This window comes from Pelagibius litoralis (genome assembly GCF_011683915.1).
Taxonomy (GTDB): Bacteria; Pseudomonadota; Alphaproteobacteria; order Kiloniellales; family Kiloniellaceae; genus Pelagibius; species Pelagibius litoralis.
Genome location: NZ_JAAQPH010000002.1, coordinates 381,171 through 392,977, shown reverse-complemented (window position 1 = coordinate 392,977; position 11,807 = coordinate 381,171). Strand labels below are relative to the sequence as shown.

The window sequence follows — 11,807 nt, the reverse complement described above, 5'->3', positions numbered from 1 at the left end:
CGTTCTGGTCCGTTATGACGCTGCCTTGGCGGGTTATTATCTCATTGGGCGGGAGTGGGGGCAGGGGTTGCCCGTCAAGCAGACAGATCGGCTCTTTGAACTGTCTCGCTTGGGTGTCCCACACCTCGAATACGAGGTAGACGGTGTTGGGTTCTAGGTCTGTCATAAGCTATTCCTCTGCCTTGGCGCGGAAGATTGCGGCGAAGGACTTCATGATATTAGCGGTTCCTGCGTGCCCTATCATGGGCAGCATTAGCTCAATTTCGTCAGCCGCTTCGATCCACACCTTGCGGCGCTCTTCAGCCAATCGCTGATCTAGGGCTGACTCAAGACCGGCAATGGCCTCATCGGTCGTAACCATCATCCTTCTCCCTGTGGGGGTGAGGGGAGGGGCTGCCAGTGGGTTATGTGCCAAACTGGCTGGTATTCCCCGCGCTGGCCGTTCCACCACATGCCATCTTCATAGCTAGAGATTTGGCCAATCACGGCGGTTTCAGCATAAGGATTTTCGTCTTTTGGCCGCCACCAAAGCAAGAGGCCCTTATTCTTTGGCGCTTCCTCCATATTACTATTCCACATGGCTAGGGTCCTTCCCGGTAATTCCAAAGCCAGTAACATTCACCCCAACCATCTATGGGACGTCCGCGCCGTTCAATCCATTGCAGCCATATGCAGCGATTCACACCTATGCGGACGGGATGCCACGCAAACCAGTTATGCCAGCGCTGTAGGGCCCTATGGCGAACCGCATATACGTGGCCGCAACTGAACCTCATCCTTCCACCTCCTGGCGCGCGTTATTCGGCATTATGGAAAATCGGTTCTCAGTCATTCTCTTTCCGCCTTCCGATTCTACATGTTGATTTGAACGGAATAGGGCCCTAAGGTGAACAAATCACAGGATAATATAATTTCCGTCCGGTTCTGGGCTTTTCTGTAAACGCAACAATCTGTCTCAAAATTCGTCGCGCATAATGTATATTATGGGAAATATTGATTCGATATTGGCAGTCAGGCGCCGGCACCGATGTCAGAACGACAAAGGGCCGCGAAACGCGGCCCTTTCGAAACGTCTTGGGACGGCAGATCAGAGTGCTTTGGCACCTTGGCTGCCGGCCCGCCGGGAGGCTTTACGCTTCCCGGCTATACGGTCCTGCTGTCGACAACTCAGGCGGCGGCAACCGTGCGGTTGTCGTTGACGCCCTGGTCTGCCACGCCAGGCTCCACAGCGGCCTTCTCGGCCACGGCAACGCCCTTGGCGTCGAAGGTCTTCTCCAGGTCGGCGTGCTGCGCGACCACGGTCGCCAGATAGGCTTCGCGACGCGGACGCGGATCGTTGCCACGGGCCACGGTCTCGATGTCGCCGCGCGAAAGGCCGATATCGTCCAGCTCCCGGTCGGTCATCTCGCTCAGGGTCTGGTGGACTTTCCGGTAAGCCATGTACTTGGCGAACTTGGCGGTCAGGACGCGAAGGACGCCGCCGATGGCGTCGATGGTGTTGCTGATGCCCTGGGCCACGGCCTGGGAGCGCATCACTTCGGCCCGCACCAGAGGATCTTTGATGTGATCGAACTGCATCGAGTTCATTGTCTTCTTCCTTATAAAATGCCGTCCGGCTTGGCGGATGGCTTGTTCTCAATGGGAACCCGGCTGCCTTCGCCCGTCTGTTGGCACCGGCCAGTCGCTCCCGACAATCGAAATATGGACCTGTGAGCCATAAATCTGCAGCGTAATTGCTGCACCGCAGCAATGCATGAATGACATGGCATCTTTAAAGAAGGATTAACGCGTTAAAACAGTATGATAAATCGGAGAACTAAGAACTTCATTCAAATGAAATAAAACAGAAACAACGGCTCGGCGGTTAGCCCTCAGGGGCCGGATGGGGGCCGGTTTCAGCGGGCCGCCGTCTTGTAGATATCCTTCACCCGACGGGCCATCAGAAAACCCGGGTCTTCCGGGACCTCAAAACCGAAGTCCCGATAGAGGCTGTGGGCATCCGCCGTGGCCAGCATCCAGCGGCGCAGGCCCTGAAGCGCCGGATGGGCCAAGACACAGGCGACCAACCAGCGCCCCAGCCCCTGCCCCCGCGACGGCTCCAGCACGAAAACATCGCAGAGCCATGCAAAGGTCGCCTTGTCGGTCACCACACGGGCGTAGCCAATCTGCTCCTCCCGGCGGTAGAGCCCGAAGTTCAGCGAGCCTGCGACGGCCCGCTCCAAAGTGTCGCGGGGAATTTCCTGTGACCAATAGGCGGTTCGCAGAAACCCGTGTACGACCGGCAGGCTGAGCCGATCCGGGTCGGTGCTTACCTCATAGCCGTCCTTGCTCCATGTCTCCGGCATGCATTGCTCCTCCTTCAGGGCCAGCTGGCTTCAGAGCCACCTGGACTTCAAGACCACTTCGCGTGGCATTCCTTTTCAGGCGAACCTCCAATGGTGGTGCCTTTGGTGAGCACCCCTCACCCCCCTTACCGCAGCGCGTCCCGGACGAAGAGGAAGATCCGATTCAACCTGAAAGCTTGTCGCCTGATCTTAATTGGCGCTTTCCAGCTTGTCGCACTATAATCGGCGGTAATCGGGGAAAAATCTCGAAATAACAATGCGTTCAGGGATCGACTTTATGTATTCCGGGTTTCGTCTTGGGGCCATGATCGTGGCCTCGTTTGGTTTTTTTACCGCGCTAGCCGCGGCGGTCAGTGCTGAGATTACCGTCTATCAGGCGCCTGAGGCGCCGAAGGTTCAGGCCTTGAAGGAGACGCCGTCTCTGGCGCCGATGGTGAACGCCGGGCAACTGCCGAAGGTCCAGGACCGGCTACCCCAAGTGCCACGGGTATCGGTCAGCGGACCGAAGCTCTCGGTCGGCAAACACGGCGGCGAGCTGCGCATGCTGGTGACCCGCGACAAAGATGTCCGGCTGCTGAACGTTTACGGCTACGCCCGACTGGTCGGCTACAACGAAGCCCTGGAGGTCGAGCCGGACCTTCTCGAGCGATTGGATGTCGAGGACGGCCGCATCTTCACGCTGAAACTGCGCGAAGGACACCGCTGGTCGGATGGACATCCCTTCACGTCAGAGGACTTCCGCTATTTCTGGGAAGACGTGGCGAACAACGAAGCCCTGAATCCGGCCGGTCCATCCCAGGTGCTTCGGGTCGAAGGCGAACTGCCGGAGGTCGAATTCCTTGACGAGACCACCATTCGTTACACCTGGTCCAAGCCCAACCCCTTTTTGATACCGGCCCTGGCCGGTGCGCGGCCGTTGGATCTCTTCGTTCCCGCGCACTATCTGAAGGCGTTTCATCCCGCCCATGGGGTGCAGGCTGAAATCGACAAAGCGGTCAAAGCGGCCGGCGCGCGCAATTGGGCGCAGCTGCATAACCGCATCGGCAACATGTACAAGGCGACCAACCCGGATCTGCCGACGCTGCAGCCCTGGCACAACGGGGTGAAGCCGCCCTCCACCCGCTTTGTGGCGGAGCGGAACCCTTACTACCACCGCATCGACGCCTCGGGTCAGCAACTGCCCTATGCGGATCGTTTTGTGCTGTCCGTCGTCGGCGGCGCCCTGGTGCCGGCAAAGACCTCTGCGGGAGAGGCCGACCTTCAATCCCGTGGCCTGCACTTCTCGGACTACACTTTCCTGAAGGCCGCAGAGAAGCGAAGCGGCTTCGATGTGCGGCTCTGGAAGACGGTGCGCGGTTCGCAATTGGCGCTCTATCCAAACATGAACGTCAACGATCCGGCCTGGCGCAAGTTGAACCGCGATGCCCGCTTTCGAAGGGCCTTGTCTCTCGCGATCAATCGGAGCGAAATCAATCAGGTCATCTATTACGGACTGACGCTGGAGGGGAACAATTCCGTGCTTCCCGACAGTCCGCTTTACAAAGAGGAATACCGCGCTGCCTGGGCTGATTTCGACATCAAAAAAGCCAATGCCCTGTTGGACGAGGTCGGCCTGACCGAGCGCAACGATTCCGGTATCCGCCTGTTGCCCGACGGCCGGCCCGCGGAAATCATTATCGAGACTGCCGGCGAGAACACCGAAGAAGTCGATGTGCTGGAGCTGATCTCGGATTCATGGAAGGCCGTCGGCGTCAGCCTCTTCACCAAGCCGTCGCAACGCGAAGTCCTGCGCAACAGAATCTTTGCCGGCGAAACCATGATGGCGATGTGGTTCGGCTATGAGAACGGCATTCCGACCCCCTACACCAGCCCCGAAGAGTTCGTGCCGATCCACCAGCAGAGCTACCACTGGCCGAAATGGGGCCAGTACGCCGAGACCGCAGGCAAGGCCGGCGAAGCGGTCGATATGGAAAAGCCCGAACGGCTCATGGCGCTTTACGGCGACTGGCTCAATGCGAAGTCCAAGGAGCAAAAGACAGCAGCCTGGGAAGAGATCCTGGAGATCCATGCCGATGAGGTCTACACCATCGGCCTGGTCGCCCATGTCCCACAACCGGTCACGGTCGCCAACAGTCTGCGCAATGTGCCGGAGGAAGGGATTTACAACTGGGACCCGGGCGCCCAGTTCGGCATCTACCGTCCGGAACGCTTCTGGTTCGACCGTTGAGCTTCGACGGAACCGCCGGCCTCAGACTTCGATAACCAAACCGTCGTAGCCCGGCTCAACGCCGGGTGGGCAACGGCTCCGCAGTTCGTCGTAGTCCAGCCGTTCGTTCATGTGGGTCAGAATGGCCCGTTCGGGCTTTACCCGCGCGATCCACTCAAGGGTTTGCGCAACGTGTGAATGAGTCGGATGCGGATCGTCCCGCAGGCAATCGACCACCCAAAGCTTCACCCCCTCAAGCACCGCAAAAGCGGCCTCGTCGAGATCGCTGGCGTCGGTCGAGTAGGCGATATCGCCGCAACGAAACCCAAGGCTGCTGTCCGGTCCGTGTTGCTGCGTGAAAGGTGTCACGGGAATGCTGCCGACGTGAAAATCACCGTCGATGACGTGATCCTCCAACAAGGCCGGATAGAGATTGTCGGCCGCACGGCTGGAGGAGAATGCATAGTCGAAGCGCGTGGTCAGGGCCGCACGGGTCCGGGCATCCATGTAAGCGTCAATGGGCCGGCGCCGGGAATAGACGATGCCGCGCAGTTCGTCCAGGCCGTGACAGTGGTCGGCATGGGCATGGGTGTAGAGCACCGCATCCAGAGCAGTGATGCCGTTGTCGAGAATCTGCTGACGCAGATCAGGCGAGGTATCGATGAGGATACGGTCGCGGGCGCCATCGGGCCCCTCTTCGCCTTCGATCAGCACCGACACCCGCGAGCGGCGGTTCTTTGGATTGTCGGGTTTTGCAACACCCCAGGTGCCCCCGGCTTCGCGTCCGGCGACCGGAACCCCACCGGAACCACCACAGCCCAAAACGGTCAGCTTCATCCCCCCGGCCTCAACGCGGTTGGGCACGTGTGAAAAGGCGGAAGAAGTTTTCGGTGGTCATCGCAGCGAAATCGTCTTCCGGCAAACCGCGAAGCGCTGCCAGGGCCGCCGCGGTATAGGCGACATTGGCCGGCTCATTGGTCTTGCCACGCTTGGGCACCGGCGCCAGATAAGGCGAGTCGGTTTCGACCAACAGACGGTCCAGCGGCACCTCGGCCACCGTATCGCGCAGGGCCTGGGCGGACTTGAAGGTCACGATCCCGGCCAGCGATATGTAGAAGCCGATCTCCAGGGCCGCGCGGGCCAGTTCAGGCCCGGCCGTAAAGCAGTGGATCACACCGGGAAACGGGCCCTTGGCGTATTCTTCCTGCAGGATCGCCACGGTATCGTCGTCGGCATCGCGGGCATGTACGATCAGGGGCAGCCGGCTCTCGCGGCTGGCGGAAATGTGGGCACGAAAACTCACCTGCTGCGCCTCACGCGGCGAATGCTCATAGTAGTAGTCGAGGCCGGTCTCGCCGATCCCCACCACCTTGTCATGAGCCGCAAGGCTCAGCAGTCGTTCTGCGTTCTCCTGACCTTCGGTGCCTGCTTCGTGGGGGTGAACGCCGACGGAGCAGAACACCGAGGGAAAGCGCTCGGCGATGGACCGGATCTCGTCGAACTCGCTGATCTTGGTGCAGATGGTGACGAGGGTCGAAACCCCCGCGGCCTCGGCCCGCTCGACCACCGGCGCCAGATCGCCATCCTTTGCCAGATAGTCGAGATGGCAGTGGGAGTCCACGAGCCCCTGCCCCGTCCCCTCGCCTGCTGACTGAAACCCGGAAACCGCCATGATTCAGGCCTCTTCCTCGACAAAACGGGGGAAAATTGGTTCCGGTTTCGGCAGCGGCGCCCCGGGTTTGAGCTGACGCTCCAGGCAGGCGAAGTCGCGCTCCGACGGATCGATGCTCAACTGGTCGAGCATTGTCGCCATCGCGTCCGGCATCACCGGCTGAGTGATGATGGCCAGTTGCCGGATCGATTCCGCCAGCACGTAGAGCACCGTCGCCATGCGCGCCGGATCGGTCTTCTTCAGGGTCCAGGGCGCCGCATGGTCGATGTAACTGTTGGCGGCGGAAACCACCTTCCAGATTTTGGTCAGCGCCTGGTGAAACTGCTGACGGTCCATGTCGGCACGCACGTCCTGAAGCAATAGCGCCGTCGCCCTCAATAGGTCTTCGTCCTCGGGTTCAAAAGCCTGCGGCTGAGGCACCTTGGCATCGCAGTTCTTGGCGATCATGGACAGCACACGCTGAGCCAGGTTTCCGAACTGGTTGGCCAGATCGTAGTTCATCCGCCCAATGATGGCCTTGTTGGAGAAGTCGCCATCGTTACCAAAGGGCACCTCACGCAGCAGGAAGTAGCGCACTTGGTCGAGGCCGTAACGCTCTACGAGGTCCGCGGGTGCAATCACATTGCCGACCGTCTTTGAGATCTTCTCGCCCTCGTTGGTCCACCAGCCGTGGGCAAAGACACGCTTCGGTGTTGGAACCCCGGCGGCCATCAGAAACGCCGGCCAGTAGACCGCGTGAAAGCGCAAGATGTCCTTGCCGACCATGTGCACATCGGCGGGCCAGAAGGTCTTGAAGTTCTCCGCATCGGTATCGGGATAACCAACGGCGGTGATGTAATTGGTCAGGGCGTCGATCCAGACGTACATGATATGCCCGGGGGCATCGGGCACCGGGACGCCCCAGCCGAAGGTGGTGCGGCTGATGGAAAGATCCTTCAAGCCGCCCTTCACAAAGCTCATTACCTCGTTGCGTCGCCCAGCCGGCAGAACGAAATCCGGTTGCTCTTCGTAGAGCTTCAGCAAACGGTCGCCCCAGGCCGAGAGTCGAAAGAAGTAAGATTCCTCTTCGACCCATTCGCACTCAGCGCCGGAGGGTGCGATCTTTCTGCCGTCAGGGCCGTCTTCGAGTTCGCTTTCGGCGTAGTAGGCTTCGTCGCGCACGGCATACCAACCGGCATAGCTGCCCAGATAGATATCACCCGCCTCGACCAGCTTCCGCCAGAGTTCCTGGCAAGAGCGCTTGTGCCGTTCTTCGGTCGTACGGATGAAGTCATCGTTGGAGAAGTTCATCAGCTTGGAAAGATCGCGGAAGTTCTGCGATACGCGATCAGTGAAGCTCTGCGGGTCGATGCCGGCCTTCTCGGCTGACTGTTCGACCTTCTGGCCGTGTTCATCGGTCCCGGTCAGGAAGTGAACGCGATAGCCGTCGAGCCGCTTGAAGCGGGCCAGCACGTCACAGGCGAGCGTCGTATAGGCGTGCCCGATATGCGGTACATCGTTCACATAGTAGATCGGGGTCGTAACGTAGTACGCCGGCTTTCCTGCCGTCATCGCGGATCTCCATCGGGGTCGACCGGCCAGCCAGACGACCGGCCAAACCTCTCCGCACTAGGCCGCAACGGTCTCCAGATCCAAAAAGGCGGTCAAAACCACCTGTTTCCGGTCAAGATTGGCTGCTTCGGTCCTGGCGAAAAGGCGGCTGATCTTCTCCCACAGGCCAAGCCATTGCGCAAGGGGGCGCCCGGCCAGCAGGCGCGCCGCCAGGGCTGCCTCGCCGGGCACCACTTCCGCCAGTTGACCGCCTGTCGACCCGGCGCGGATCAAGCGTCCCAGCCACCAGATGAAAAGTTCCATACCGGTCTGGAAGGCTGCGGGGTTCTTGCCCTGCCCCCACTTGTCGGCCAGGGCATGGAGGGCCTTGATATCCAGCCGCGGCAAGGTGGCGATGAGGGCGATCAGATCCTCGTAGAGACCCAGGCCGCCATGGCGGGCCAGAGACAGGGCCCGCCCGATGCTGCCGTCCGACAGGCGCGCGAGAGCCGCTGCCTCTTCAGGGCTGAGGGACGGCTGGTGCTCGCGCAGCAGATCGACGATCACGTCCTGCGGCAGAGGCGCCAGCGCAAGCTGGCAGCAGCGCGAGCGAATGGTCGGTAACAGAGCACCGGGCGCATGGCTGACAAGCAGAATGATGCAGCGCGGCGGCGGCTCCTCCAGGATCTTCAGCAACGCATTGGCGGCATTGCGGTTGGTCTCGTCAATTGAGTCGACAATGGCCACTCGCCACCCGCCCTCTCCCGCGGTCATGCGCGCAAAGGCAAGCAGGCGGCGAACATCCTCAACAGGAATGATGCTGCGCATTTTCCCCTTGTCGTCCGCCCGGCGTTCCAGTGTCAGAAGGTCGCTATGGCCCGATGCCGCGACACGCCGGAAAACAGGATCTTCCGGATCGACCTGCAGCCCTGCGGGGGCATCGCCGAAAAGGCCGACTTCCCGGTTTGCTTCGGTCAGCAGATAGCGGGCGAAGCGATAGGCCAATGTCGCCTTACCGACGCCGCGCGGCCCCGACAGCAGCCAGGCATGGGGCAGACGGCCGGACTCCGCCGCCTGCAGCAGGGTCGACTCTGCCGCCTCCTGCCCCCGCAACTCGGCGGTCAGGCGCGGATGCGGCCAGCTTTCCTCCATCTCACTCATAACAAAAATGCGCCGAAGCGTTCGACGACGGCCTGCTGGATCTTCTCCGAAACAACCTCCGCCGTGCCCGAGGCATCGACCAGCAGGCAGCGTTCCGGCTCGCGCGCCGCAATCTCGTGAAAACCTTCGCGCAGCCGCTCATGAAAGGCGATCTCCATGGACTCATAACGATCCTCAGCCTCGGTCGCGCCTCCGTTACGCGCCCTCGCTCTATCGAGCCCTTCTTCGACAGGCAGATCCAGCATCAACGTCAGATCGGGTTTCAGACCGCCCAGTACGAGCCTGGCCAGGGTCTCCACCGGCGGCCGGCCGAGCTGGTGGCCGAAACCCTGATAGGCCATCGTGGAATCGGCAAAGCGGTCACAAACCACCCAGGCGCCGCGCGCCAGCGCCGGCTCGATCGTTGCCACAACGTGGTCGCGCCGCGCCGCAAAATGCAGCAGGGTTTCGGTCATGGCATCCCAACGTCCCGCCGCCCCTGTGACCAGCAAATTACGAATTTGCTCGGCGCCCGGGCTGCCGCCGGGCTCGCGCGTTTCGATCACGCCGACACCTTTTTGCGACAGCCAGTCAGCCAGCTTTTTCTGCTGGGTCGACTTGCCCGCACCCTCCCCGCCTTCCAGGGTGATAAAGCGGCCCCGCGGGGTGCCGGCTGCTTTGGCCGGGTCGCTCAAGGTGTTCCAAGCAGAAGGAATTTGATGCTGGCGCCGATACGCCCGAAGGGGCCCAACTGCTCGACATCCTGCCCCGCCATCAGCGGCACTTCTATCGGCACACCCTCCGGCCAGGAAACGCGCAACCGCGCAATCTCCAGGCCTGACGGCACCGGGGCTGGGATCGGGCTGTCATAGACCACGGAAACCTTCATGCCGTTGCGCACGCTGCGCGGCAGCGTGACGATCAGATCCTCGGCCACCACCAGCGGCACCGTCTTTTCAGCGCCGAGCCAGACCGGCGCCTCGTCGACCGTCTCGCCGGCCTCGAAGAGGGCGTAGTTGCCGAATTCCCGGAAGCCCCAGGACATCAGGCGTTCCGATTCAGCCGAACGCTCCTTTTGACTCCCCAGGCCGTTGACCACCAGAACCAGGCGCCTGCCGTTCTGGAATGCCGAGGCGGTCAAGCCGTAGCCGGCCTCCTCAGTGTGCCCGGTCTTCAAACCGTCTGAGCCGATATTCTTATAAAGCAAGGGGTTGCGGTTGCCCTGGCGGATGTCGGACCAGACAAATTCCTTTTCCGAGTAGTAGTGATAGTACTCAGGATGGTCCGTGATGATGCGCTTGGCGAGGGTCGCCAGATCGCGTGCCGTCATGCGCTGATTGGGATCGGGCCATCCCGTGGCATTGGCAAAGGTGCTGTTGGTCATGCCGATCTCGCGCGCCTTGGCGGTCATCTGTTCGGCAAAGGCCTCTTCGCTGCCGGCCAGTGCCTCCGCCAAAACGATGCAGGCATCGTTGCCGGACTGAACAATGACGCCCCGCAAGAGGTCTTCGACACGGATCTGATCGCCGACCTCAACGAACATCTTCGAGCCCCCCATCCGCCAGGCTTTTTCGCTGACCGGCAGTTTGTCGTCGAGGGACAGGCTGCCGTCTTTCAGGCGCTCAAAAACCATGAAGGCGGTCATGATCTTGCTCATCGAAGCCGGCGGCATCGACACCTCGGAATTTTTGTCGAGCAGGACCGCGCCTGTTCCCGCGTCAATCAGGAAAGCCTCGCGAGCCTGGGTCTCGAGCGCCTCCGCCGTGTCGCTGAGAAGCGCGAGAAAGCCCAAGGCCGATGCCGAAGCGAGGACCAAAATCAGTGAACGGATGCATTTCATAGTGCGGCTACCTCCGGGGTGCCTGGCGCTGAGAGTTGCCACCTGGCGAAAACACCTAGTCAATCGACGATAACTTTTGCATTGGTGATGCCGTTATAGAGCAGCAGATCCAGCGTCTTGTCTGCTTCTTTGACATTGGCCATCGGTCCGACGCGCACACGGAAAAACCGGGTATCCCCTACCACGGCGCGGGCAATCTGAACATTTCCAAGGCCTGAAAGGCGCGCCCGCATGCGCTCAGCATTGGCGATCTGGGTAAAGGCCCCCGCTTGAACGTACAATCGTGTGCGACGCACCGCTTGCTGCATCACTACCGGTTCGGGATTTGAAAGGATCTGTGCTGCCCTGGCATCGTTCAACTGGCTCTGCGCAGCAGCGGTTTGAACAGGCTGGCCGGCCGGTGCCGCAGGCGCCGCCTGCCCCACCGGTGGAAGCTGTTGAACGGCCACGGTCTCCACCGGAACAGCCGGCGGCGCGTCAGCACCCGGACCCAGACCCTTGGCCGCATTGACGAGCTGGCGGCTCTCGGGTTCCAGAATCTGCACCCGCACCTTTGCCGTGCCCTGCCTGACGAAACCCAACAGCTCGGCGCCGCGTTTGGAGAGGTCGATGATACGGCCATGGGCAAAGGGGCCGCGATCATTGATCCGCACACGAATCGACCGGCCGTTTTCCAGGTTCGTCACCTGCACCAGTGTGGGCATCGGAAGGGTGCGATGGGCAGCGGTAAGGTCTTCCTGGTTGTAAATCTCACCATTGGCCGTCCGTTTGCCGTGAAAGCCGGGCCCGTACCACGAAGCGACGCCTGTCTCGTCATAGCTGTAGTCTACCCGCGGATAGTACCAGATGCTCTTGATCTGATAGGGCTTGCCAACCTTGAAGGTTCCGCTGGTCGCCGGTGTCGAGTCGGTCGGTGTCTTCAGGCGCTTGGCGTTGTGCACGGCCAGCTCGGTTTCCGCACAGCCCGCCAGGATGCCCAACAGGCACAGTAAAAGCGCACCGGATCTCAGTGAACTGGCCACCATCTTGTGTTCTCGCAAGCGATCCCCACTAACTCTTGTAGTCTAAGCTGCT

General features: G+C 61.0%; 12 protein-coding genes. 1 reads left to right on the top strand and 11 read right to left on the bottom strand.

Going from position 1 to position 11,807, the window contains the following annotated elements; translation table 11 throughout:
* Positions 1–169: 169 nt before the first annotated feature.
* The 4 genes from HBA54_RS04065 to HBA54_RS04050 form a co-directional block, all read right to left on the bottom strand.
* Positions 170–364: a hypothetical protein gene (locus tag HBA54_RS04065; RefSeq protein ID WP_167221605.1), complete on the bottom strand. Its 195-nt coding sequence runs from the start codon at positions 362–364 to the stop codon at positions 170–172.
* Positions 361–564, bottom strand: a complete 204-nt coding sequence (locus HBA54_RS29815; RefSeq protein ID WP_367575703.1) for a DUF551 domain-containing protein — start codon at positions 562–564, stop codon at positions 361–363. Before HBA54_RS29815 ends, HBA54_RS04065 begins: the two co-directional genes overlap by 4 nt.
* 603 nt (positions 565–1,167) lie before the next feature.
* Positions 1,168–1,587: a DUF1127 domain-containing protein gene (locus HBA54_RS04055; RefSeq protein WP_205944392.1), complete on the bottom strand. Its 420-nt coding sequence runs from the start codon at positions 1,585–1,587 to the stop codon at positions 1,168–1,170.
* Between the two features lie 308 nt (positions 1,588–1,895).
* Positions 1,896–2,345 (bottom strand): GNAT family N-acetyltransferase, encoded by a 450-nt coding sequence (locus HBA54_RS04050; protein WP_167221601.1) that lies wholly within the window; start codon positions 2,343–2,345, stop codon positions 1,896–1,898.
* A 277-nt stretch (positions 2,346–2,622) separates the two neighbouring features.
* Here HBA54_RS04050 and HBA54_RS04045 point away from each other — a divergent pair, with 277 nt between their 5' ends.
* Positions 2,623–4,572, top strand: coding sequence for an ABC transporter substrate-binding protein (locus HBA54_RS04045; RefSeq protein WP_167221599.1), 1,950 nt, complete (start codon positions 2,623–2,625; stop codon positions 4,570–4,572).
* Positions 4,573–4,593: 21 nt separating this feature from the next.
* Here HBA54_RS04045 and HBA54_RS04040 read toward each other — a convergent pair whose 3' ends face one another.
* Genes HBA54_RS04040 through HBA54_RS04010 form a run of 7 tightly spaced genes read right to left on the bottom strand, consistent with a single transcriptional unit; the run spans position 4,594 to position 11,758 of the window.
* Positions 4,594–5,388 (bottom strand): MBL fold metallo-hydrolase, encoded by a 795-nt coding sequence (locus tag HBA54_RS04040; RefSeq protein WP_167221597.1) that lies wholly within the window; start codon positions 5,386–5,388, stop codon positions 4,594–4,596.
* A 10-nt stretch (positions 5,389–5,398) separates the two neighbouring features.
* A complete protein-coding gene (locus tag HBA54_RS04035) occupies positions 5,399–6,223 on the bottom strand; it encodes a TatD family hydrolase (protein WP_167221595.1) in 825 nt (274 codons plus the stop codon).
* A 3-nt stretch (positions 6,224–6,226) separates the two neighbouring features.
* A complete protein-coding gene (gene metG, locus HBA54_RS04030) occupies positions 6,227–7,774 on the bottom strand; it encodes a methionine--tRNA ligase (protein ID WP_167221593.1) in 1,548 nt (515 codons plus the stop codon).
* 57 nt (positions 7,775–7,831) lie between these two features.
* A complete protein-coding gene (locus HBA54_RS04025; RefSeq protein WP_240932486.1) occupies positions 7,832–8,914 on the bottom strand; it encodes a DNA polymerase III subunit delta' in 1,083 nt (360 codons plus the stop codon).
* The gene (gene tmk, locus HBA54_RS04020; protein ID WP_167221591.1) at positions 8,911–9,588 is read right to left on the bottom strand and encodes a dTMP kinase; all 678 of its coding nucleotides are present in this window, start codon (positions 9,586–9,588) and stop codon (positions 8,911–8,913) included. The genes HBA54_RS04025 and tmk overlap by 4 nt, the downstream gene beginning before the upstream one ends.
* Positions 9,585–10,733, bottom strand: a complete 1,149-nt coding sequence (locus HBA54_RS04015; RefSeq protein WP_167221589.1) for a D-alanyl-D-alanine carboxypeptidase family protein — start codon at positions 10,731–10,733, stop codon at positions 9,585–9,587. The genes tmk and HBA54_RS04015 overlap by 4 nt, the downstream gene beginning before the upstream one ends.
* A gap of 59 nt (positions 10,734–10,792) precedes the next feature.
* Positions 10,793–11,758, bottom strand: a complete 966-nt coding sequence (locus tag HBA54_RS04010; RefSeq protein WP_167221587.1) for a septal ring lytic transglycosylase RlpA family protein — start codon at positions 11,756–11,758, stop codon at positions 10,793–10,795.
* Between the last annotated feature and the right edge of the window lie 49 nt (positions 11,759–11,807).